Annotated in this window: 18 protein-coding genes; 12 read left to right on the top strand and 6 right to left on the bottom strand. The window is 73.0% G+C overall.

The genetic code is table 11. The features are described 5' to 3' along the window. Positions 1-64: 64 nt before the first annotated feature. A complete protein-coding gene (locus tag BFV98_RS06900) occupies positions 65-1,015 on the bottom strand; it encodes a hypothetical protein (RefSeq protein ID WP_013285822.1) in 951 nt (316 codons plus the stop codon). Positions 1,016-1,206: 191 nt separating this feature from the next. On the opposite strand from BFV98_RS06900, the gene BFV98_RS06895 reads away from it, so the two are divergent. From BFV98_RS06895 to BFV98_RS06865, 7 genes are read left to right on the top strand one after another with little or no spacing between them, the layout of a single operon-like run. Continuing rightward, complete coding sequence (locus tag BFV98_RS06895; protein ID WP_013285823.1) at positions 1,207-4,041, top strand: Na+/H+ antiporter subunit A; 2,835 nt, start codon at positions 1,207-1,209, stop codon at positions 4,039-4,041. Continuing rightward, positions 4,038-4,505: a Na(+)/H(+) antiporter subunit C gene (locus BFV98_RS06890; RefSeq protein ID WP_013285824.1), complete on the top strand. Its 468-nt coding sequence runs from the start codon at positions 4,038-4,040 to the stop codon at positions 4,503-4,505. The genes BFV98_RS06895 and BFV98_RS06890 overlap by 4 nt, the downstream gene beginning before the upstream one ends. Beyond that, entirely contained in the window at positions 4,502-6,073 is a 1,572-nt protein-coding gene (locus BFV98_RS06885; protein WP_013285825.1) for a Na+/H+ antiporter subunit D, read from the top strand. The genes BFV98_RS06890 and BFV98_RS06885 overlap by 4 nt, the downstream gene beginning before the upstream one ends. Next, positions 6,070-6,669 carry a Na+/H+ antiporter subunit E gene (locus BFV98_RS06880; protein WP_013285826.1) on the top strand — a complete coding sequence of 200 codons (600 nt, stop codon included), beginning with the start codon at positions 6,070-6,072 and terminating at the stop codon, positions 6,667-6,669. The genes BFV98_RS06885 and BFV98_RS06880 overlap by 4 nt, the downstream gene beginning before the upstream one ends. Beyond that, positions 6,666-6,929 (top strand): monovalent cation/H+ antiporter complex subunit F, encoded by a 264-nt coding sequence (locus BFV98_RS06875; RefSeq protein WP_013285827.1) that lies wholly within the window; start codon positions 6,666-6,668, stop codon positions 6,927-6,929. The genes BFV98_RS06880 and BFV98_RS06875 overlap by 4 nt, the downstream gene beginning before the upstream one ends. Then, positions 6,926-7,324 carry a monovalent cation/H(+) antiporter subunit G gene (mnhG, locus tag BFV98_RS06870; RefSeq protein ID WP_013477152.1) on the top strand — a complete coding sequence of 133 codons (399 nt, stop codon included), beginning with the start codon at positions 6,926-6,928 and terminating at the stop codon, positions 7,322-7,324. The genes BFV98_RS06875 and mnhG overlap by 4 nt, the downstream gene beginning before the upstream one ends. Positions 7,325-7,356: 32 nt before the next feature. After that, a complete protein-coding gene (locus BFV98_RS06865; RefSeq protein ID WP_071095463.1) occupies positions 7,357-8,949 on the top strand; it encodes an amidohydrolase in 1,593 nt (530 codons plus the stop codon). Positions 8,950-8,992: 43 nt separating this feature from the next. Here the strand turns inward: BFV98_RS06865 and BFV98_RS06860 are convergent, their stop codons facing one another. The 5 genes from BFV98_RS06860 to BFV98_RS06840 form a co-directional block, all read right to left on the bottom strand. Then, positions 8,993-10,747 carry an exo-alpha-sialidase gene (locus BFV98_RS06860; protein ID WP_071095461.1) on the bottom strand — a complete coding sequence of 585 codons (1,755 nt, stop codon included), beginning with the start codon at positions 10,745-10,747 and terminating at the stop codon, positions 8,993-8,995. 139 nt (positions 10,748-10,886) lie between these two features. Beyond that, positions 10,887-11,885, bottom strand: coding sequence for a helix-turn-helix domain-containing protein (locus BFV98_RS06855; protein WP_013285831.1), 999 nt, complete (start codon positions 11,883-11,885; stop codon positions 10,887-10,889). A 121-nt stretch (positions 11,886-12,006) separates the two neighbouring features. Next, entirely contained in the window at positions 12,007-12,498 is a 492-nt protein-coding gene (locus BFV98_RS06850) for a hypothetical protein (RefSeq protein ID WP_013285832.1), read from the bottom strand. A 59-nt stretch (positions 12,499-12,557) separates the two neighbouring features. Beyond that, positions 12,558-13,514 carry a hypothetical protein gene (locus tag BFV98_RS06845; protein WP_071095459.1) on the bottom strand — a complete coding sequence of 319 codons (957 nt, stop codon included), beginning with the start codon at positions 13,512-13,514 and terminating at the stop codon, positions 12,558-12,560. Positions 13,515-13,637: 123 nt separating this feature from the next. Beyond that, the gene (locus BFV98_RS06840; protein WP_013285834.1) at positions 13,638-14,369 is read right to left on the bottom strand and encodes a FadR/GntR family transcriptional regulator; all 732 of its coding nucleotides are present in this window, start codon (positions 14,367-14,369) and stop codon (positions 13,638-13,640) included. A 138-nt stretch (positions 14,370-14,507) separates the two neighbouring features. On the opposite strand from BFV98_RS06840, the gene BFV98_RS06835 reads away from it, so the two are divergent. From BFV98_RS06835 to BFV98_RS06815, 5 genes are all read left to right on the top strand, one after another. Beyond that, complete coding sequence (locus BFV98_RS06835) at positions 14,508-16,133, top strand: ABC transporter substrate-binding protein (RefSeq protein WP_013285835.1); 1,626 nt, start codon at positions 14,508-14,510, stop codon at positions 16,131-16,133. Between the two features lie 101 nt (positions 16,134-16,234). After that, entirely contained in the window at positions 16,235-17,191 is a 957-nt protein-coding gene (locus tag BFV98_RS06830) for an ABC transporter permease (RefSeq protein WP_071095457.1), read from the top strand. Then, complete coding sequence (locus BFV98_RS06825; RefSeq protein WP_071095455.1) at positions 17,191-19,149, top strand: dipeptide/oligopeptide/nickel ABC transporter permease/ATP-binding protein; 1,959 nt, start codon at positions 17,191-17,193, stop codon at positions 19,147-19,149. The genes BFV98_RS06830 and BFV98_RS06825 overlap by 1 nt, the downstream gene beginning before the upstream one ends. Then, positions 19,146-20,213, top strand: a complete 1,068-nt coding sequence (locus tag BFV98_RS06820; protein ID WP_071095453.1) for an ABC transporter ATP-binding protein — start codon at positions 19,146-19,148, stop codon at positions 20,211-20,213. Before BFV98_RS06825 ends, BFV98_RS06820 begins: the two co-directional genes overlap by 4 nt. Beyond that, positions 20,210-21,148, top strand: coding sequence for a dihydrodipicolinate synthase family protein (locus BFV98_RS06815; protein WP_013285839.1), 939 nt, complete (start codon positions 20,210-20,212; stop codon positions 21,146-21,148). Before BFV98_RS06820 ends, BFV98_RS06815 begins: the two co-directional genes overlap by 4 nt. Positions 21,149-21,150: the final 2 nt, after the last annotated feature.

The following is a 21,150-nucleotide window of genomic DNA, read 5'->3' as shown; positions in this document are numbered from 1 at the left end:
GGGGCCGGCACCGGACGCCGGCCCACCGCACCAGCCTAGGCGGCGGGTCCGGCCGGTCCGCCGGTCATCCCCGCGACTGTGGTTCCGGGTCGATCACCACCGCCGGGCCGGTCCGCCGCCCGCCGCGAGGGCCGCGGGTCAGCAGCTGCGCCGTCCGCGCCGGGTCGTCGCCTGCGGCCACCTGATCGAGTACGCGCAACCAGCGCTCTCCGTGCGCGTCGGTGAAGCCGGTGCCGACGACGGCGATCCGGCGGCCGGTGACCGGGCCGGGCGTGGCGCGTCCGGCCGGTTCCGTCGACCCGATCGGCGGCCCGTCCGGTACCCCGGCGGGTTCGGCGCGGTTCCCGGCTGCGACCACGAGATCCGGCGATCCGCACCGCACCGCCCGGACCGCCCCGGCGCGGTCCACGTCCACGATCGTGGCACGCAGGTGACCCGCCGGGGCGAGATCGCGTACCACCCGGTCGAGCGCGTCGACCAGGTGCGGCACTGTGCGCCGCGGTCCGGCGGCGGCCCGGCGGAACGCCTGCTCGATCGCCCGGCGTCCGGCGGGGGTGTCCAGCGCGGCGCCGCTGACCGTGCCGAGCAGGACACGCAGTCCACCGCCGCGGACCGGGACGGCGGCGCCGATCTCGCCGGCCGTGCCGCAGATCGCCAGCGCGGCGCTCCCGGCCCCGGCCGGCACGGTGAACACGGCGACGTCCGGCGGCGCGGCGGCGCGCGCCACGGTCGCGGTACGCGTCCGGCGGCGGGCCCACGCCAGGACCGGCACCGCGGCCAGGCCGGCCGCCGAGGCGAGCAGCGCCTGCGGGTCGCTGCGGTGGCCGGGGATCACCGGTACGACGACTGACAGCGCGACCAGCACGCCCGCCCACGCCGACACCAGCGCCGCCACCCGGGGCCGGGCCGAGACGCCGAGCAGGCCGGGCAGCAGCACCCAGCCGACCGGCGTGCTGACCTCGGCGAGGCCCATCAGCATCGCGTTCCCGGTGGTGCCCGCCAGGGCGGCTCGCATCGGCAGCACGCCGACCACCCTATCGGGGCGCCCGCCGGACGCCGACCGGTGTACCGGGCGGAGTGAACCTCACTCCTTACCCGAAACAGAGCGGAGCCGACACGACACGTTCGCGTGATTCTCTCGACATACCGCCTCGCCGGATCGCCGGTTAGGGTTGACGTACCGCAGGTCGATCTTGAGGAGTGTGTGTGCTGGTTCTGGTGGCGGTCCATGCGTTCGCAGCCGTGACCGCCCCCGTGCTGGTACGCCTCCTCGGTCGGCGGGCGCTCTACCTGCTGGCGGCCGTCCCGGCGGCGGCCCTGATCTGGGCGGTGACCCGCACCGAACCGGTCCGTGCGGGCCGGCCCGTCGTCGAGACCGTCACCTGGGTGCCGCAGCTCGGCCTGGAACTCGCGCTGCGCATGGGCACGCTGTCCTGGCTGCTGGTGCTGCTCGTCGGTGGGGTCGGCGCCCTCGTGCTGGCCTACAGCGCGCGCTACTTCCGCTCCGACGACCCCGGCCTCGGCCGGTTCGCCGCGGTGTTCGTCGCGTTCGCCGGCGCGATGCTCGGCCTGGTCGTCTCCGACGACCTGCTGCTGCTGTACGTGTTCTGGGAACTCACCACCGTCTTCTCGTACCTGCTGATCGGCAGCGACCCGACCAAGCGGGCCAGCCGCCGCGCGGCGATGCAGGCGCTGCTGGTGACCACACTGGGTGGCCTGGCGATGCTCGCCGGGTTCGTGATGCTCGGCCAGCACGCCGGCTCGTACCGGTGGTCGGAGATCGCCGGGAACCTGCCCGAGGGCGGCTACCTCACCGTCGCGCTGGTGCTCGTCCTGCTCGGCGTGACCAGCAAGTCGGCGATTTTCCCGTTCAGCTTCTGGCTGCCGCGCGCGATGGCCGCGCCCACCCCGGTCAGCGCGTACCTGCACGCCGCCGCCATGGTCAAAGCGGGCGTCTTCCTGGCCGCGCTCATGGGCCCGGCGGTGGGCCAGACCACCGTGTGGCGCGGCGTCCTGCTGGCCGGCGGCCTGATCACCCTGTTCCTCGGCGGCTGGACGGCGCTGCGGCAGGTCGACCTGAAGCTGCTGCTGGCGTACGGCACTGTGAGCCAGCTCGGCCTGCTCATGGTGATCCTCGGCGCGGGCACCCGCGACACCGCGCTGGCCGGCGCCGCGATGCTGCTGGCGCACGCCCTGTTCAAAGCCACACTGTTCCTCGTCGTCGGCGTCGTCGACCACGTCACCGGCACCCGCGACCTGCGCGAACTCAGCGGCCTGGGCCGGCGCGCCCCGGTGCTCGCGGCGGTCGCCGGACTCGCGGCCGCCTCGATGGCGGGCCTGCCGCCGCTGATCGGCTTCGTGGCCAAGGAGGCCGCGCTCGAGGCGTTCCTGCACGGCGGCACCACCGAACTGGTCGTGCTCGCCGGAGTGGTGACCGGCTCGGCGCTGACCGTCGCGTACACCGCGCGGTTCCTCTGGGGCGCGTTCGCCGCCAAGCCCGGCGTCGCGGAGACCCGGCCGCACCGGATCGAGCCGGCGTTCATCGGCCCGGCGGCGGTGCTCGCCCTCGCCGGCCTCGCCGTCGGCGTCCTCGCCCCCGCGGTGGACCGGGTGCTGGCCCCGTACGCCGATCAGTTCCCGACCGCCGACCCCGGCTACCACCTGGCCCTCTGGCACGGGCTGACCCCGGCGCTCGGTCTGTCGGCGCTGGCGGTGACCGCCGGTCTCGGGCTGTTCCTGCTGCTGCACCGGCGCCGGCCCTACCTGCCGCGGCTGCCGTTCGACGGCGCCACCGGCTACGACCGGCTGGCCGGCGCGGTCGACCGCGCCGCGGTGGAGCTGACCGGCGCCACCCAGCGCGGCTCGCTGCCCTTCTACCTCGGCGTCATCCTGCTGGTCCTGGTCGTGCTGCCCGGCGGCGCGGTGCTCGCCGGCGCGCCGTGGGCCCGCCGGTTCCAGCTCTGGGACACCCCGTTGCAGGCCGTCGCCGGCGCGGTCATCGTGGTCGCGGCGGTGGTGGCCGCGCGGGCCCGCCGCCGGCTGACCGCGATGATCCTGGTCGGCGTGACCGGCTACGGCACGGCGCTGATGTTCATCCTGCACGGCGCGCCCGACCTCGCGCTCACCCAGTTCCTGGTGGAGACCGTCACGATCGTGATGTTCGTGCTGGTGCTGCGCCGCCTGCCGCGCCGGTTCTCGGCCCGCCCGATCCGCGCCACCCGGCGGTTCCGGGTCGCGCTCGGCGTCGCCGTCGGCGTGGTCACCGCCGGGATGGCGTACGTGGCGGCGGGCAGCCGGACCGCCACGCCGATCTCGGTCGGCTTCCCGGAGGAGGCCGTCTCCTACGGCGGCGGCAAGAACGTCGTCAACGTGACGCTCGTCGACATCCGCGCCTGGGACACGATGGGCGAGATCGCCGTGCTGGTGGTGGCCGCCACCGGCGTGGCCAGCCTGATCTTCCGCCGCTCCCGCGCGCTGGACCTGCGCAGCGGCATCCCCGGCGCGGGCCGGCAGCAGTCGTCGCGCCCGCGCTGGCTCACCACCGGCGCGACCTCCCGGCAGCAGTCGGTGATCCTCCAGGTGGTCACCCGCCTGCTGTTCCACGCCATCCTGCTGTTCTCGATCTACCTGCTCTTCTCCGGCCACAACGCCCCCGGTGGCGGGTTCGCCGCCGGGCTGGTCGCCGGGCTGGGGCTCGCCGTGCGATACCTGGCCGGTGGGCGTACCGAACTCAACGGCGCCGCGCCGGTCGACGCCGGCCTGGTGCTCGGCGCGGGCCTGTTCGTGGCGGTCGGCACCGGCGTGGCCGCGATGCTGCTGGGCGGCGAGTTCCTCCAGAGCGCGACGCTCGACTTCCACCTGCCGCTGCTCGGCCACGTGCACTTCGTGACGTCGGTCTTCTTCGACGTGGGCGTCTACCTCATCGTGGTCGGCCTCGTCCTGGACATCCTGCGCAGCCTGGGCGCCGAGATGGACCGCCAGGAGGAGGTCGACGAACAGGAGACCGAACCGGCCGGCGTACGGGAAGAGGAGCTGGTGTGAGCCCGAACATCCCCAACCTGGTCTACGTCGTGGTCATCGGCGTCCTGTTCGCCACCGGCGTCACCCTGCTGCTGGAACGCAGCCTCACCCGCGTCCTGATGGGGGTCATCCTGCTCGGCAACGGCGCCAACCTGCTGCTGCTAACCGGCGGCCGGGCCGGCGGCCCGCCGATCGTCGGCACCACCGCCGAGGAGGACATGTCCGACCCGCTGCCGCAGGCGATGGTGCTGACCGCGATCGTGATCACGCTCGGCATGACCGCGTTCCTGCTCGCGCTGGCCTACCGGAGCTGGCACCTCAACGGGCACGACGAGGTGCAGGACGACGTCGAGGACCGCCGGATCATGGAGCTGGCCGACCGGGACGAGGGCCCGGGCACCTCGGACACCGACGGCGTCGACACCGCCGACGGCAGCCCCGAGGCGCGGGTGCTCGCCGCCGGTGAGGCGGAGGCCGTCCGATGACCTGGCTCGTACCGCTGCCGGTGGTGATGCCGCTGCTCGGCGCCGCCCTCACCCTGCTGCTCGCCCGCCGGGCCCGCGCCCAGCGGTGGGTCAGCATCATCGTGCTCACCGCCACCGTCGCGGTGGCCGCGATGCTCCTGGTCCGCTCGTCGCTGGACGGCCCGCTCGTGGTGGAGGTGGGCGGCTGGGTGGCGCCGATGGGCATCGTGCTCGTCGCCGACCAGCTCGCCGCGCTGATGCTCGTCGTGTCCGCCTCGGTCACCCTGTGCGTGCTCGTCTACTCCATCGGGCAGGGCATGGCCGATGGCAACGAGGAGACGCCGCTGTCGGTCTACCACCCGACCTATCTGGTGCTGACCGCGGGCGTCTGCAACGCCTTCCTCTCCGGCGACCTGTTCAACCTCTACGTCGGCTTCGAGATCCTGCTCGTGGCGAGCTACGTGCTGCTGACGCTGGGCAGCACCGAGACGCGGATCCGGGCCGGCACCACGTACGTCGTGGTCAGCCTGCTCTCGTCGCTGATCTTCCTGGTGGCGATCGGCCTGGTCTACTCCGCCACCGGCACGCTGAACCTGGCGCAGCTCGCCGACCGCCTGGACGCGCTGCCCGACGACATCCGCCTGGTGCTCCAGGGCATGCTGCTGCTCGCCTTCGGCATCAAGGCGGCGGTGTTCCCGCTGTCCGCGTGGCTGCCGGACAGCTACCCGACCGCGCCCGCCCCGGTCACGGCGGTCTTCGCCGGCCTGCTCACCAAGGTCGGCGTGTACGCGATCATCCGCACCGAGACGCTGCTGTTCCCCGGCGGCCGCACCGCCGACCTGCTCATGGTGATAGCGGCGCTGACCATGGTGGTGGGCATCCTCGGCGCGGTGGCGCAGTCGGACATCAAACGGCTGTTGTCGTTCACGCTCGTCAGCCACATCGGGTACATGCTGTTCGGGGTCGGGCTGACCACCCCGCTCGGCCTGTCCGCGGCGATCTTCTACGTGGTCCACCACATCACCATCCAGACCACCCTGTTCCTCGCCGCCGGCCTGGTCGAACGACGCGGTGGCAGCACCGCGCTGGACCGCCTCGGCGGCCTGGCCCGGCTGTCACCACTGCTGGCGGTGCTGTTCTTCGTGCCCGCGCTGAACCTGGCCGGCATACCACCGTTCTCCGGGTTCCTCGGCAAGCTCGGCCTGGTGCAGGCCGGCGTCGACGACGGCGGGTTCCTGGCCTGGTCGCTCGTCGCCGGAGGACTGCTCACCAGCCTGCTCACGCTCTACGCCATCGCCCGGGTGTGGAACCTCGCCTTCTGGCGGGCCCCGCACGCGGACATGCCGGAGCCCGGTGACGCCGACCAGGCGGCCCGCACCGACGGCGCCGAGCAGCCGCACGACGGCCCGGCGCCGGCCGGGGCGGTGCTGCCCCGGCTGATGACGGCGTCCACCGCCGCCCTCGTGGTGCTCGGCCTGGCGCTGACGGTGGTGGCCGGACCGCTGTTCGACATCAGCACCGACGCCGCCGACGACCTGTTGCGCCGTGCCCCGTACGTCGAGGCCGTGTTCCCGGAGGGACCGCCGTGACCAGTCAGCCGAAAGCGCCACTGACCCGCCGTGACCGCTGGCGCAACCGGGCCGTAGCGGTGACCGGCCTCGTCACCGTCTGGGTGCTGCTGTGGGGCACCTTCAGCTGGGCCAACGTGATCAGCGGACTCGTGGTCGCCGCCGTGCTGCTCGTCGTCTTCCCGCTGCCCCCTGTCACGTTCGCCGGCCGGATCCGGCCGGTGCCGCTGCTGCGGTTCCTGGTCCGCTTCCTGTACGACCTGGTGGTCGCGTCCGCCCAGGTGGCCTGGCTGGCCGTCCGGCCCGGGCACCCGCACTCGGCGATCATCGCGGTGCGCCTGCGGGTGAACACCGACCTCAACCTCACCCTCAACGCCGAGGCGCTGTCGCTGGTGCCGGGCAGTCTCATCCTGGAGGCCGACCGGAGTACCGGGACGCTCTACGTGCACGTCATCGGGATCCGGAGCCCCGACGAGGTGGAACGGTTCCGGCGCAGCGTGCTGGAGCTGGAGGCGCGCATCGTCGCCGCCGTCGGCTCGGCCGAGGAGCGCGACCGGATCCGCCACGACGAGGCCGAACCCGCCGGTTCGGTCGAACTGGAAGGAGCACCGACGTGACCGTCGTCGCCGTGATCGTCACCGCGCTGCTCGTCGCGGCCGGTGGACTCACCCTCGTCCGCATCATCCGCGGGCCGTCCATCCTCGACCGGGCCGTCGCCACCGACGTGCTGCTCGCCGTCGCGGTCGCGGCCATCGCCACCGAGGCGGCCTACAGCCGGGACGCCACAGCGCTGCCGGTCCTCGTCGTCCTCGCGCTCGTCGGTTTCGTCGGCTCGGTGAGCGTCGCCCGGTTCGCGTCCCGGAGAAGCCCGAAGTGACCGCCGACGCGATCCTGGACATCGTCGCCAGTGTCTGCCTGATCGCCGGCGCGCTGCTCTGCCTCGCCGCGGGCATCGCGCTGGTCCGCTTCCCGGACGTGCTGTCACGGATGCACGCGGCCGCCAAGCCGCAGGTGCTCGGGCTGCTGCTGGTGCTGCTCGGCTGCGCGCTGCGGCTGCGTACCGGGGTGGACATCACCACGCTGGTCCTCGTCGGCCTGTTCCAGCTCGCCACCGCCCCGGTCGCGGCGCACATGGTCGGGCGGACCGCGTACCCGCACGACGACATCCGGCGGGACCTGCTGATCACCGACGAGCTGGCCGACCACATCGACCGGATCCGCGCGGACCGGGCCGGTGAGCCGGAGGAGACGGCGCCGGTCCGCACGTCCTGAGACTCCGTACGAGCGCCGAGGCAGGGGAGCCCATGAGCGGCACGGTCTACGAGAACGCCCGCATCCACACCCTCGACCCGGGCCGCCCGTACGCCGAGGCGATGCTGGTCCGCGGCGAGCGGATCGTCGCCGTCGGTGACCTCGCCGAGTGCCGGGACCGGGCCGGCGGCGGCGCGCGCCGCGTCGACCTCGGCGGGATGGCCGTGCTGCCCGGGCTGATCGACAGCCACATACACGCGGCGTCCTACGTGCGCGGGCTGGACCAGGTGGACCTGCGCGGCACGGCGAGCCTCGACGAGGCGCTGACCCGGATCGCGGGACACGCCGCCACGCTGCCGCCGGACGCCTGGCTGCTCGGCGGCGGGTGGGACAGCAACAGATGGACCCGGCCGGTGCAGCCGGCCCGCACCGACCTGGACCGGGTCTGCCCGGACCGGCCGGCGGCGCTGCCGAGCATCGACGGCCACACCATCTGGGTGAACAGCGCCGCCCTGGCCCGCCTCGGCATCGACGCCACCACCCCCGACCCGCCCGGCGGGCAGATCGCGCGGGACGAGCACGGCGAGCCGACCGGCATCCTGCGCGAGGCGGCGGCCGACGCGGCGTACGCGGTGGTGCGCTCCCCGCACGCCGGTGACCTGGTGGCGCAGCTGCGTGCCCACCTGCCCCGGCTGCTCGCCGCCGGCCTGACCGGCATCCACGACCTCGACGGGCAGGACGCCCGCGCCGCCTACGAGACGCTGTACGCCCGGGGTGAGCTGCCGCTGCGGGTGCACAAGACGATCCCCGCCACCGCGCTGGACGAGGCGATCGACGCCGGCTGGGCCACCGGCGACGGGGACCGCTGGCTGAGCACCGGCCCGGTGAAGATCTTCACCGACGGCGCGCTCGGCTCGCACACCTGCCTGATGACCGAGCCGTACGACGGCGAGCCCGGCAACCACGGCATCGCCGTCACCCCGGCCGAGGAGTTCGAGCGGCTGGTGGCGACCGCCGCCGGGGCCGGGATCGCGGTGGCGGCGCACGCCATCGGCGACGCGGCGAACCGGATGGTGCTGCGGGCGTACGCGCGCTGGCGCGAGTCGGCCGGTCCGGGCCCGGTGGCGCGGCTGCGGCACCGGATCGAGCACACCCAGCACCTGCTGCCGGACGACGTGCCGCTGCTCGCCCGCAGCGGCGTGATCGCCTCGATGCAGCCCACCCACTGCACCAGCGACATCCCGCTCACCACCCGGATGCTCGCCGGCCGGGGTCTGGCCTCGTACGCCTGGCGCAGCCTGCTCGACGCCGGGGCCACAGTGGCGTTCGGGTCGGACGCCCCGGTGGAGGACCCCGACCCGTTCTTCGGCATCCACGCCGCGGTGACCCGCCAGCAGCCCGACGGCACCCCGCCCGGCGGCGTCGACCCGCACGAGCGGCTCGACCTGGACACGGCGTTGCGGTGCTTCACCGAGGCCGGCGCGTACGCCTCCTACGAGGAGCACCTGAAGGGCCGGTTGCGCCCCGGCATGCTCGCCGACTTCATCGTGCTGCCCACCGACCCGTACCGGGTCGAACCGGCGCGGCTGCGGGACCTGACAGTGGCACTGACGGTGGTCGGTGGCGTGGTCCGCTGGCAGCGCTGACCGTGTCCCGCCCGGACGACGCTGTCCGGGCGGGACACGGCGGTCAGGCGCCCTTCACCCAGTCGAGGCTGAACCGGGCGAAGTAGATGCCGCCGGTGTTGCCCACCTCGTACAGGTTGCCGACCGTGCCGTCGGCCAGGACCGCCATCGTCGAGTAGCCGGCGCCGCCGGGCTTGACCAGCGCCCGCGCCGGCCAGGTCGCGCCGTCGTCGGTGGACAGCCGTACGGTGAGGTCGTTGCGCGCGGTCGGGTGCGCGTTGTTGCTGAACAGCGCCGTGCGGGTGCGTACCGGCGCCCGGTTCGCGCCGACCTCGGCGGGGCGCAGGTAGGACATCTCGTCGGCGTTGCACAGCGGGTCGGGCAGCAGGGCGCTCGCCGTCGCCGTACCGAACGTCGCGCCCCCGTCGGCGGAGGTGGCGTAGAACCGGCTGCGGGTCGAGTTGTGCCGCATGTTCTGCACCACCGCGCCGGTGCCGCGCTCGATCGCCTTGCTCTCGTTGATGTTCCCGCCGGCGGATCCGCCGCGGCGCCAGGTCACGCCGTGGTCGTCGCTGTAGATGTTCGCGGCGTGGCTGGTGCCGGCGGAGTCCCGGTAGGCGATCGGCTGGATCAGGCGTCCGGTGCTGGTCTGGATGCCGTGGCCGGAGGAGAAGAACACCTGCCGCCAGGTGGGGTCCTTGACCGCGGGGTTCAGCTCGACCGGCGCGCTCCAGGTGGCGCCGTTGTCCCGGCTGGTGATGTAACGCAGGTGCATGCTGTTCGGGTCGTCGGCGGTGTTCAGGCCGGAGCCGCCGGACCAGAAGCTGATGCCGGGTCGGGGGGAGTAGGTGAAGAAGCAGTAGACGACGCCGGTGGCGCGGTCCACGAGCAGGCTGGGGTCGCCGACGCCCTCGCTGGTGGTGGGCGGGGCGTGGATGACGCGGGGCTGCTCGAAGGTGCGGCCGCCGTCGGTGCTGCGGATCATCACGATCTGGATGTTGTTGGTGCCGCCGCCGAGGTCGTACGAGCCGTTCACGCGCGCGTCGGCCACGGCGACGACGGTGCCGTTGTTGGTGACGGCCAGGCCGGGGATGCGGACCGAGGCGACGGTGCCGTCGTACCGGCCACCGGCTCCGTTGAGGTCGCGGATCACCGTCTGCGTGGTCAGCAGCGTGGTGGTGGCGAGCTGCGGGTTACCGGCGGCGAGGTCGCAGGAGGTGGTGCCGCGCAGCGTGGTGTCGAAACCCGGCGCGGTGACCCGCAGCGTGTACGGGGTGCCGGTGCCGACGGTCCAGTAGTGCAGGTAGTTGCCGCCGGCGGCGACGGTGCGGGTCCACGGCGAGCCGGTGCGTCCGGGCCAGGCGACTGTGAAGTCCCGGGCCGTCGTGGTGCGGTTCTCCAGGGCGAGCTGGAGGCGGCCGTTCGTGCAGTCGAAGCCGGCCAGCGCGGACATGCCGGTGCCGCAGTGGAAGATGCCGCTGGTGGTGTCGTCCAGACCGGTCGGGGTCGTGGTGCGCAGCGTGTACGGCGTGCCGGAGGACAGCGTCCAGTACAGCTCGGCGCTGCCACCGGCGGCGACGGTGCGGGTCCACGGCGAGCCGGTGCGACCCGGCCAGGTGACGGTGTAGGTCTGCGTCGTGGCGCTGCGGTTGTCGAGGTCGAGCAGCAGCCGGCCGGCGGTGCAGTCGGCGCCGACGGTGGCGGTCGCACCGGCGGGGGCGGCGGCCTGGGCGGCGGTGGCGGGCAGTACGGAGAGCAGGGTGAGGGCGGCCGCCGCGAGGACGGTTGCGCGGCGCGGTATGGCGCGGCGAGGGGACACGTGGTTCCTTCCGGGGACGGGGGAGGGGGAATCGGGCATCAATCTGACGTCAGATGTCCGACGTCTGCACGCTAGGCGGCTTCACCCCGGCCCGTCAAGGATCGGTTCCGGTCGACGTCCCCGTCCGGTTCGCGAGCCTTCAGCCGTCCTGCCCGGGCGTCTCGCCCAGGAGCGCCTCGCCCATCGCGGTGAGCCGGTGCAGCATGAGGTTGCCGTGCCGCTGGCTGGTGATCAGCCCGGCCTCGCGCAGGATGGTGGTGTGATGGCTGGTCGTGGCCGGCGAGATGCGGGCGCGCCGGGCCAGCTCACCGGTGGTGGCGCCGCTCGCGGCGGCGCGCAGGACCGCCACCCGGGTGTGGCCGAGCAGCGGCCCGAGCCGGCGTTGCGAGCCCGCCGGCGGCGTCGGTTCCGGTCGCTGCCGGCGTGCCGGATAGACGAGCGTCGGTGGCAGCTCGGGATCGGCCAGTGTGATCGGCGCGTGCCAGCAGAAGTACGACGGGACCAGCGTGATGCCCCGGCCGTCGAGATGCATGTCCCGGTCCTCCGGGTAGCCGTGCACGGACAGCACCGGCGGATCCCAGGAGGTCTCCGGGCTCAGGTCGTCGAGGATCTGCCCGGCGCCGCTGTCGAGGACCCAGGTCCCGCGCAGCGCCCGGTCGCCGGAGACGGCGGCGGTGATCTGCGTCCAGTACGGAGCGAGCGCGACCCGGAAGTAGGCGCGCAGCGCGTCGCCGAGGCCGTGTCGCGCGGCGGGCCGGCCGGCGGCCAGGTCGACCAGCCAGGCGCTGTCGACGGGCGTCACCATCCGCCCCAGTTCGGTGCGGATCCGCCGGGCCGGGGTGCCGAGCACCCGGTCGATCCCCTCGTCGAGGTCGGTGACCGGGCCGGGGGTGAGGAAGTCGGGGAAGTACCGCTTGAGCGGCGCGACGGGCAGCAGCCGTTCGCGGACGACCGGGACGAGACCGGCGCGCTCCAGGTCCGGGCGGATCTGCCGGTGCCACCGGGCGTAACCCGCGTAACCGGCCCGGGTCTGGAGGCGGTGCAGGCTGCAGATGATCTCCCACAGTGGATCGGGCCGGGCCGCCAGCCGGGTGCGGCTGAGGTCCCCGGCCGTGAAGTGGATGCGCAGCGTCCCCATGACGCACAGTGTTCCGACGTGTGCCGCCGCACTCAGTCTCGTCTGCGACATTGACATCTATCACTGAATAGGGATAGGGAGGGGCGGCAGCCGCACGGCTGCCGCCCCGCCGTGTGTCGGCTCAGCCCGCGCTGCAGCTCGTGCGCCACCGGTGGGAGGCGATGTTGTCGTTGGCGTTCGCCATGTAGCCGTCCCGGTTGGAGCCCCAGCTGAACCAGACGCCGGTGAGGTTGTCCCACGCGTCGCCGGCGCCCAGGCAGGCGTACGCGCCGGTGTAGTCGGGGTGGATGTAGAGGGCGACCGGCCGGCCGCCGTTCGAGTCGTTCCACGCCGAGGACGCCAGGTTGCGCATGCTGGCCCGGTTGTTGTTGTCGCAGTTGGCGTTTTCCGCCGTGTTGATCGTGTCCCAGTTGTTGTCGGCGTTGTACCACCAGCACCACCGGCCGGCCCAGTTGGCGTCCTGGCTGACGTACAGGTAGCCGCTGCCCGCGGCGGCACGCTGCGCGTCGGCGTGCGGGGTCGGCCGCGGCGCGGCCTGGGCGGCGGTGGCGGTGAAGGCCAGCGCGGCTGCCGCCGCGGCCACTGTGGCCAGCACGGACCGTACTGCTCTCATGGTGCTTCCCTCCGGTCGGGTTCCGCCGTGGCGGGCCGCCACGGAAGTCTTGGGGTGGGTCAGCCGGCGGCCAGCACGGCGCGGGCCCGCGGCAGCGCGGCGGCCTCCAGGCGGAGCCGTTCGGCGACCTCGGTGTGGAACTGCCGGTCGAGGGCGCGGCGGTGCTCGGCGTCGAGCCGCCGGGCGAGCCGGCCGAGCCCGGTCCGCGTCGCGCAGGTCGCCTCGGACACCGCGAGCCGGATCTCGCCGGGCGTGACGGAGCCGGACGTCGGCTCGGGTGCCGACGCGCGGGCCGATGCCGGGTCGGCGGAGTCGTGCCCGGCGGCGCGCATGCACCGCCGCCACGCCCTCACACCGTCGGCGTAGCGAGGGTCGGCGAGCACCCGGCCGACGCGCAGCCCGGCCAGGTTGTCGGTGATCCTGGTGACCCGGTACCAGCCGGGCAGGTCGCGATAGAGCTGTCGCTCCGCCTCGGACGTGCAGCTGTGACTGCTGCGGCGCAGCACCCCGCCGGCCGGCAGCGTCGCGCGCAGGGCGTCGGGCTCGCCGGGGTCGCCGTTCACCGCGCGTACGGCGGCGGCGCCGCGCTCCGGGGGCAGGTCCCGTACGTACCGCGCGTTCGGGTCGGCCGCCATCGTCTCCTGGAGGCGGCGTTCCAGGGCGGTGCCGTATCCGTGCCGGCGGGCGTAGGACACGTCGTCGAGGACGTACGGGAATTCGCGCAGCTCCGGCACCGGCTGCCGGGGCACCGGCCAGTAGCGGAACCCGCGACGCTGCATGCAGTCGCGGATCAGCGCCTGCGTGGCGGCGTACCGCACCTCGGCGGGCGTACCGGAGACGGGCGGGACCGGCACGGCGGCCGCGCTCGCCGCGGGCGGCCCGGCCGAGGCGTGACCCTCGGACGGCGGCGCGATGTCCGGGCGGGCACCCAGCGCCCCGGCCACCGCCGCCGCGAGAGCGGCGGGGACCGCGACGGCGTACCACAATGACCGCGTTCGGCGCGACACCACCGCCATGACATGCACCTCGGCCGTCCGGGGCGCCCGATGCGCCCGTCAGAAGACAGCTTCGGCACGGGGCGAGCCCCGGGACAGAGACCTTCGATCAGGCTCGAACGACAGGCCCCGGCGTACGGCGGATCAGGTCTGCGCGGCGCGGGCGATGCTCGCCCGGATGGGCGCGTAGTGCTCGGCGACGGCCGAGCGCAGCGCCGCCGCGTCGGCGGCGGTGAGGGCGGCGACGATCGCCTGGTGCCGCTGGGCGGTGATGACCCGGTCCTCCGGCTCGGTCTGCAGCGTGGGCGCGACGATGGCCTGCACCTGCCAGAACGCCTCGGTCAGCTGGACCAGCAGGTCGTTGCCGAGGGGTTCCATCAGCTTCAGGTGGAACGCGCGGTCGACGTCGAGGAAGTCCTCGCCCCGGGCCGCCCGGCTGTGCATCTCGTCGGCGAGCGCGGACAGCTCCGACCGGTGCTGCTCGTCCAGCGCGTCGATGACGGTGGCGGCCAGCCCTTGCTCCAGCGTCTGGCGGATGTCGACGACCTGGGCCAGTACGCGGTGGTCGTCCTCGCCGCTGAGCAGCCCGCGGAAGGTCAGGCTCTCCACCAGGGCGTTGAGGGACATGCGGCCGACGAACGTGCCGTGCCCGTGGCGCACCTCGACGATGTCGAGCGCGGAGAGGATCTTGACGGCCTCGCGGACGCTGGATCGGCTGGCGCCGACGGCCTCGCACAGTTCCGCCTCGGTGGGCAGGAGGTTTCCCGGCTTCAAGCGGTTGCGCAGGATGTACTCCTTGATCCTGGTGGCGACCTCCTGCCGGCGAGGGCTGGGCCGCTCGGCGCCGCGTAGCGGACTGGCGTCAATGGTCGTCATCTGCCCCTTGCCCTTCGTTCCCGAATCTGACACCCTCACCCTACCGGCATCAGACGTCAGACGTCATACACCTTATGCTTCACATCCCCGAGCGCGAGCGGTCACGCGAGCGCATGAAGAGCCTATGGAGGCAGCTACGTGAGCACCACCGGTAAGCCGTCGAGGAGCCGGCGCGTCCCCCGGGGCCGCGTCCGCTCCCTGGCCGTCGCCACCCTCGCGGGTGGCCTCGCGGTCGCGCTGGCGGCCTGCAGTGGCGGTCCCGCCTCGACCAACGCCGTGGGCGACGGGAAGGGGGGCACGTCCATCGAGGCCACGCTGGCCTTCACGCTCTCCAGCGGTTTCGATCCCAGCAACGCCTCCTCGGCCGTGGCGACGGCGGTCAACCAGCACGTCTTCGAGGGCCTCGTCGACCTCGACCCGATCACGCGGGAACCCTACAACGCCCTGGCCAAGAGCGACCCGACCCCCGGGGCCGACGGCCGGACCTACACCGTGACGCTGCGTGACGGGGCGAAGTTCTCCGACGGCACCCCGGTCACCGCCGAGGACGTGGCCTGGTCCTTCACCCGCGTGCTCAAGCCCGCGGACCCGAAGGCGCCGCCGCTGATGCAGGGCTTCGTGTCGTTCCTCGACAGCGTCGCCGCCAAGGACGCGACGACCGTCGAGTTCAAGCTGAAGTACCCGTTCGCCCTGTTCAGCGAGCGGATCGCGGTCATCAAGATCGTCCCCAAGGCCAAGACCGGCGACGCCGCCGCGGCCAAGGCGTTCGACACCGCCCCTATCGGCTCCGGCCCGTTCAAGGTGGACAGCGCGTCCAAGGAATCCGGCATCAAGCTGAGCAAGAACGCGAACTACAACGGCCCGCGCGCCGCCAAGGTCGAGACGATGACGTGGAACACCACCACCGAGGCGTCGGCCCGCGTGTCGGACCTGCAGGGCGGCCGGGTGCAGGCCATCGAGGCCGTGCCCTACCTGAACGTCGACTCGCTCAAGGACAAGTACACGATCGACGTGAAGCAGGCCTTCAACCAGGTCTTCCTCATGTTCAACAACTCCGCCGCGCCGTTCAGCGACAAGCGGGTGCGCCAGGCCCTGCACTACGCCATCGACAAGGAAGCGGTCATCAAGACCGCGCTCAACGGCTACGGCAGCCCGGCGACGAGCTACCTCGACGAGGGCAACAAGGCCTACCAGAAGGCCGCCACCGTCTACGACTACAACCCGGACAAGGCCAAGGCCCTGCTCCAGGAGGCCGGCGTCACCAACCTGTCGTTCCGGCTCGACACCACCGACAGTTCGGTGGTCAAGGACGTCGCCCCGCTGGTCATCGAGCAGTGGAAGAAGATCGGCGTCAACGCCACGCTGAACACCGTGCCGTCCTCGGCCATCTACGGCGACATCGTCCCCAAGGACACCTTCCGGGTGCTCATGGCCACCGGTGACCCGAGCGTCTTCGGCGTCGACACCGACCTGCTGATGCGCTGGTACTACTTCGGCGAGACCTGGCCGGGCCAGCGCTACCGCTGGAGCGACGCCGACCGCAAGGCCATGGGCGACCTGCTGGACAAGGCCGCGCAGACCTCCGACGAGACGGCCCGCAAGGCGCTGTGGAAGCAGGCCCTGGACATGGCGGCGGACCAGGTGCCGCTGTACCCGATCCTGCACACCAAGGTCGTCACCGCGTACGACCCGGCCAAGGTGGACGGCTTCTCCGGCGCCTCCACCACCGGCCTGTACTTCCTGGGCACCGGCCGGACCGGCTGAGCCCACGCGCGGGGTTCCGGCCCCGCAGACGTCCCGCCCGGCCCACGTGACCCGTGCGGCCGGGCGGGCGTCCCGGCGCCCCGCCACGAGAAAGAGAATCCATGCTGACCGTCCTGAACCTGGTCGCACGACGATTCCTGACGCTGATTCCCCTGGTGCTGGGCATCACGCTCTTCGTCTTCGTGATCATGCAGTTCTCCCCGATCGACCCGGCGTTGTCAGTCCTCGGTGACCAGGCCACGCCGGCGCAGGTCGAGGCGTTCCGTGCCGCCAACGGCCTGAACGACCCGCTGCCGCTGCGCTACCTGCACTTCCTCGGCGACCTCGTCCGCGGCGACCTGGGCATGACGTTCCCGCCGTCGGTCCCGGTCGCCGAGAAGATCGCCATGGCGCTGCCGCTGACCATCCAGCTCACCGCGCTCGGCGTCGTCGGCGCGCTCATCATCGCGCTGGCGCTCGGCATCCCGGCCGCCCTGTACCGGGACCGCTGGCCCGACCAGGTCATCCGGATCGTCTCCATGGCCGGCATCGCCACGCCCTCGTTCTGGCTGGCCCTGCTGTTCATCCAGGAGTTCTCCGTCCGCCGACCGATCTTCCCGACCGGCGGCTACGTCAACCCCGCCGACTCGGTCGGTCTGTGGCTGCAGTCGCTGGCCATGCCCGCTCTGGCGCTGGCCGTACCGGTCGGCTGCTCGCTGGCCCGCATCGTCCGCACGTCGATGGTCGAGGAACTCGACAAGGACTACGTCCGCACCGCGATCGGCGCCGGACTGCCGCCGCGCGTGGTGATCGGCCGCAACGTGCTGCGCAACGCGCTGGTCAACCCGCTCACCGCGCTCGGCCTGCGGATCGGCTACCTCATCGGCGGCACCGTCGTCATCGAGGCCATCTTCTCGCTACCAGGCATGGGCACCCAGATCATGAGCGCCGTCCAGCAGAACGACACCGCGCTGGCCCAGGGCACCGTGCTGACCATCGCGCTGTGCTTCGTCCTGGTGAACCTGGTCGTCGACATCCTCTACCTCTTCGCCAACCCCCGACTGCGCGGAGGCCACTGATGCGCCGGTCCCTCACCACGCGGCTGTCCCGCCCCGGCATGGCCTTCGCCCGGCTCGGTCTCGCGGCCCGGTTCGCGCTCGGCTTCGTCGCGCTCATCGTCGTGGTCGGCGTGCTCGCCCCGCTGCTGCTGCGCCACGACCCCACGCAGACCGGGCTCGGGCCGGCGCTGACCGGCCCGAACGGCGACTTCTGGTTCGGCCTGGACAAGCTCGGCCGCGACGTCTTCTCCCGGCTGGTCGCCGGCACCCGGCGCTCCCTGGTCGTCGGGTTCGGCGCGGCCGGCATCGCGCTGGTGCTCGGCGCGATCCTCGGCGCCGTCGCCGGCAGCAGCCGCACAGTCGTCGACGAGATCATCATGCGCTGCCTCGACGTGGTCATGGCCTTCCCCACGATCGTGCTCTCCGCGCTGCTGATCATCTCGTTCGGCAAGAACAGCCTGCTGGTCCTCGTGATCGCGATCGGCTTCGTGTTCACGCCGTCGGTCGCGCGCATCGTCCGCGCCAACGTGCTGTCCCAGTACGGCGAGGACTACGTGGCCGCCGAACGCATCATCGGTGCCCGGCGACCGCACATCCTCTGGCGGCACGTCCTGCGCAACTGCGCCGCCCCGATCCTCGTCTTCGTCACCGTCATGGTGGCCGACGCGATCGTCTTCGAGGCGTCGCTGTCCTTCATCGGCGGCGGTCTCGCCCCGCAGGAGGCGGCCTCCTCGTGGGGCTCGGTGATCGCGTTCGGCAAGGAGATGGTGCAGATCGGCGGCTGGTGGGCCACGTTCTTCCCCGGCCTGCTGATCCTGCTCACCGTGCTGGCGCTCAACGTGCTCTCCGAGGGCATGTCCGACGCGTGGGCCGCCCCGGCCGCGCGCCGTGCCACGTCCACCACCAGCGGTGACGCGCTGGAGCAGGCGAAGCCCGGCACCGGCGAGGTGGTCGAGCTGCCGGGTCTCGCCGAGGCGGCGCAGCGGCTGCGCGAGCGCGCGCGCCCGCTGCCGCAGGGCAAGCCGGTCCTTCAGGTCAGCGACCTGTCCATCGGCTTCGAGGGCCGCCACCGCGGCGTGGACATCGTCGACGGGCTCTCCTTCGACGTCCGCCCCGGCGAGGTCGTCGGCCTGGTGGGGGAGTCCGGCTCGGGCAAGTCGCTCAGCGTCCTGGCCGTGATGGGCCTGCTGCCGCAGGGCGCCCGGGTACGCGGCGAGATCCGCTTCCAGGACACGAACCTGCTGAAGCTGAACGCCAGGGGCCGCCGCGCCCTGATGGGCCGCGAGATCGCCATGGTCTACCAGGACGCGCTGTCGGCGCTGAACCCGGCGCTGCGAGTCGGCACCCAGCTCGCCCAGATGATCCGCCGCGGCGGCACCCGCTCGGCCGAGGAACTGATGCGGCTGGTCGGACTGGACCCGCAGCGCACGCTCGCCGCGTACCCGCACGAGCTGTCCGGTGGGCAGCGGCAGCGCGTGGTGATCGCCATGGCGCTGTCCCGCGACCCGAAGCTGATCATCGCGGACGAGCCGACCACCGCGCTCGACGTCACCGTGCAGGCCCAGGTGATGAAGCTGCTGCTGGACCTGCGCGAGCGGCTCGGCTTCGCCCTCATCCTGGTCAGCCACGACCTCGCCCTGGTCAGCGACGTCTCCGACCGGGTCGTGGTGATGTACGGCGGCCAGATCGTGGAGACCGGCGTGACCGCCGACGTGATGGAGGCGCCCGCCCACCACTACGCCCGCGGCCTGCTCGGTTCCGTCCTGTCCCTGGAGACCGGCGCGGAACGGCTCACCCAGATCCGCGGCGTGGTGCCGTCACCCGCCGACTTCCCGAAGGGCTGCCGGTTCTCCGACCGCTGTCCGATGGCGACCGAGATCTGCCGGGACACCGCACCCGCACTGGAGGGCACGGACGGCCACGGGTACGCCTGCCACCACCCCGCCGTCACCGTCAGCGAGAAGGAGCCGGCCCGATGAGCGCCACCGCCGAGCACCGGCCGATCGCCGAGCTGAGCGACGTGCACGTGGTGCACGCCGCGCGCGGCGGCGGCATGTTCAGCCGGGAGAAGGTCTATGCGCTCACCGGCGCCGACCTGGTCATCCGGGCCGGCGAGACGGTCGGCATCGTGGGCGAGTCCGGCTGCGGCAAGTCGACGCTCGCAAAGGTGCTCGTCGGCCTGCAACGGCCGACCACCGGCACGGTGTCGTTCGCCGGCAAGGACGTGTGGTCGATGAGCGCCGCCGAGCGGCGTGAGCACATCGGCGCGGGCGTCGGCATGATCTTCCAGGACCCGGCCACCTCGCTGAACCGCCGCATGCCGGTACGCGACATCCTGCGCGACCCGCTCGACGTGCACCGCCGGGGCACCCGGCAGCAGCGCGAGCAGCGGGTGGCCGAGCTGATGGCACTGGTGGGCCTGCCCCGCTCGGTCGCCGACGTGCTGCCCAGCCAGCTCTCCGGCGGCCAGCGCCAGCGGGTGTCAATCGCCCGCGCGCTGGCCCTGGAACCGGGGCTGGTCATCGCCGACGAGCCGACGAGCGCGCTCGACGTGTCGGTGCGGGCCCAGATCCTCAACCTGCTGCTGGACCTCAAGGACCGGCTCGGCCTGGCGATGGTGCTGGTGTCGCACGACATCCAGACCGTCAAGCGGGTCAGCGACCGGGTCGTCACCATGTACCTGGGCCGCATCGTCGAGCAGACGCCCGCCGACCTGCTGCCCGAGGGTGGCCGGCACCCGTACACCCGGGCGTTGTTCTCGGCCACGCCGGGCCTGCTCTCCCCGATCGAGCCCATTCCGCTGGTCGGCCCGGTCCCGTCGGCCACCCGGCCGCCGAGCGGCTGCCCGTTCCGGACCCGCTGCTGGGCCGCCACCGACGGCTGCGCCGTGGACATGCCGGCGCCGCGCCCCGCCGAGGGCGAGGGCCACGAGTTCCGCTGCCACCACCCGGTGCCCGCCGGAACCGCCAACACCGAACTGGTCGCGCTCGCCACCTCGGCGACCGGCCGCACCACAACTGAGTCTGTCGAGGAGAACCTGTGACCACCCCAGCCCCGCGGTTCGCCGGAGTCGTGCCGCCGGCCGTGACCCCCCTGACCGATGAGGGCGAGGTCGACGTCCACTCGCTGGAACGGCTGGTCGAGTGGCTGCTCGACGCCGGCGTCGACGGCATCTTCGCCCTCGGCAGCTCCGGCGAGACGGTCTTCCTCACCGACCGGCAGCGGGACCTGGCCCTGGAGACCATCGTGAAGACCGCCGGCGGTGCCGTGCCGGTCATCGCCGGCTGCATCGAACCCACCACCCGCCGGGTCGTGGAGCGGGCCGAGGCGTCCACCCGGCTGGGCGCGGACGGCCTGGTCGTGACCGCGCCGTTCTACGCCATCGTCGGCCCGCACGAGATCGAGCGGCACTTCCGCGCGGTCGCCGCGGCGGTCGAGCTTCCCCTGCTGGCGTACGACATCCCGGTCTGCGTGCACAGCAAGCTCTCCGTCGACCTGCTGACCCGGCTCGCCGCCGACGGCGTGCTCGCCGGTGTCAAGGACTCCAGCGGTGACGACGTCGCGTTCCGCCAGCTGGCGCTCGCCGTCGCCGAGCACGCGCCGGAGCGCGACTTCAGCCTGCTCACCGGCCACGAGGTGGTGGTCGACGCGATGATGCTCGCGGGCGGCTCCGGCTCGGTGCCCGGACTGGGCAACGTCGACCCGGCCGGGTACGTGCGGCTGCACCGCGCCTGCATGGCCGGCGACTGGGCCGCCGCCCGCCGGGAGCAGGACCGCCTGACCCGGCTGTTCCGCATCGTCGACGCCGCCGACCCGGCCACCTCGGCGGGCGCCACCCGGGGCGTCGGCGCGTTCAAGACCGCGCTGTCCCTGCTCGGCGTCATCGCCGGCAACGCGGTGTCGCTGCCGCTGCGGCCGCTGGACGCCGCCGAGACGGGCCGCGTGCGTACCCAGCTGGAACTGGCCGGGCTGCTCTGACC

The organism is Micromonospora sp. WMMB235, from assembly GCF_001855515.1.
GTDB classification, from domain to species: Bacteria; Actinomycetota; Actinomycetes; order Mycobacteriales; family Micromonosporaceae; genus Micromonospora; species Micromonospora aurantiaca.
This window is presented reverse-complemented; position numbering and strand designations above follow the sequence as displayed.

Excerpts from the sequence above, each read along its gene's own strand:
- BFV98_RS06825 (WP_071095455.1), top strand. The coding sequence starts at position 17,191 with ATGCGCCGGTCCCTCACCACGCGGCTGTCCCGCCCCGGCATGGCCTTC.
- BFV98_RS06845 (WP_071095459.1), bottom strand. The coding sequence starts at position 13,514 with ATGGCGGTGGTGTCGCGCCGAACGCGGTCATTGTGGTACGCCGTCGCG.
- BFV98_RS06840 (WP_013285834.1), bottom strand. The coding sequence starts at position 14,369 with ATGACGACCATTGACGCCAGTCCGCTACGCGGCGCCGAGCGGCCCAGC.
- BFV98_RS06885 (WP_013285825.1), top strand. The coding sequence starts at position 4,502 with ATGACCTGGCTCGTACCGCTGCCGGTGGTGATGCCGCTGCTCGGCGCC.
- BFV98_RS06855 (WP_013285831.1), bottom strand. The coding sequence starts at position 11,885 with ATGGGGACGCTGCGCATCCACTTCACGGCCGGGGACCTCAGCCGCACC.
- BFV98_RS06820 (WP_071095453.1), top strand. The coding sequence starts at position 19,146 with ATGAGCGCCACCGCCGAGCACCGGCCGATCGCCGAGCTGAGCGACGTG.
- BFV98_RS06900 (WP_013285822.1), bottom strand. The coding sequence starts at position 1,015 with ATGCGAGCCGCCCTGGCGGGCACCACCGGGAACGCGATGCTGATGGGC.
- BFV98_RS06830 (WP_071095457.1), top strand. The coding sequence starts at position 16,235 with ATGCTGACCGTCCTGAACCTGGTCGCACGACGATTCCTGACGCTGATT.
- BFV98_RS06850 (WP_013285832.1), bottom strand. The coding sequence starts at position 12,498 with ATGAGAGCAGTACGGTCCGTGCTGGCCACAGTGGCCGCGGCGGCAGCC.
- BFV98_RS06865 (WP_071095463.1), top strand. The coding sequence starts at position 7,357 with ATGAGCGGCACGGTCTACGAGAACGCCCGCATCCACACCCTCGACCCG.